General features: G+C 64.4%; 1 protein-coding gene. It reads right to left on the reverse strand.

The features are described 5' to 3' along the window. Window positions 1-61: 61 nt before the first annotated feature. A protein-coding gene (locus tag ACLF3G_RS29465; protein WP_430672934.1) for an IS3 family transposase occupies window positions 62-1,099 on the reverse strand; the annotation gives its coding sequence in 2 pieces (ribosomal slippage) (window positions 62-933 and window positions 933-1,099; 1,039 coding nt annotated over the 2 pieces). This gene is flagged as partial in the annotation.

A 1,099-nucleotide genomic window follows, 5' to 3' on the forward strand; every position in this document is an offset into this window, starting at 1 on the left:
TGAGGTGGTCCCCATTCGTCGGACAGTTTGACGGCCTGGATAAGCTCGGTTCTGGTTGTCGTCAGGCCGCCAATTTCTCTACGCCGTACGCCCCATAGGCCTCGTCTGGGGTCTGCCCCGCCAGCGCGCTATGGGGGCGTCCGGCATTGTAATAGCCGATCCACTTCGACAGCCCGGCTCGCAGCTCCGAGCCGGTTTCGAAGGCATGCAGGTAGATGCATTCGTACTTCAGGCTGCGCCACAGCCGCTCGATGAACACGTTGTCCATCCAGCGGCCACGGCCGTCCATCGAGATGCGCACCCTGGCCTGCTGCAGCAAGCCGGTGAACCGTGGCGAGGTAAACTGGCTGCCCTGGTCGGTATTGAAAATCTCCGGCCGCCCGAACCGCGCCATGGCTTCCTCGAGCACCTCCAGGCAGAACTCTACCTCCATCGTGTTCGAGACCCGCCAAGCCAACACCTTGCGCGTCGCCCAGTCCATCACCGCGACCAGGTAGAGGAAGCCCCGGCGCATTGGCAGGTAGGTGATGTCGGCGCACCAGACTTGGTTCGGTCGATCAACCACCATGTCCCGCAGCAGGTAGGGAAACACGCGGTGCTCGGGGTTCGGCACAATCGTCCGTGGCCGCTGATAGATCGGCGCCAGGCCCATCTTCACCATGAGCCGTCGAATGCGCTTCCGGCCCACCGTGTAGCCAACGTCCTGGCGCTTCAGATGCCGCGCCATCTGCCGTGCGCCGTACCAGGGCGTCTCCAGGAACTGCGCGTCGATCAGCCGCATCAGTTCCAGGTTCAGCGCCGTCTCGCCCGTGGGCCGATGGTAGAACCCCGACCGGCTGATCGAGACCAGCTCGCACTGCCGTACGATGGACAGCTGCCGGTGCTCCGGCTCGATCATCTGGCGCCGCCGCTCCAGGCTCATCGACCGGACGCTTTCGCCAAAAAATCCCGTTCCACCAGCAGCTGCCCGATCTTCGCGTGCAGCTTCTCGATATCCGCCTCGGCCGCCTTCGAGGTCTCCTGTGCCGCCGACTTGCCGGAGAACACCGCCGCCAGCCCCTCCATGGCCTGCCGCTTCCATTCGCCGACCATCGTCTGG

It is taken from the genome of Falsiroseomonas sp. HC035, assembly GCF_050563525.1.
Classification (GTDB): domain Bacteria; phylum Pseudomonadota; class Alphaproteobacteria; order Acetobacterales; family Acetobacteraceae; genus Falsiroseomonas.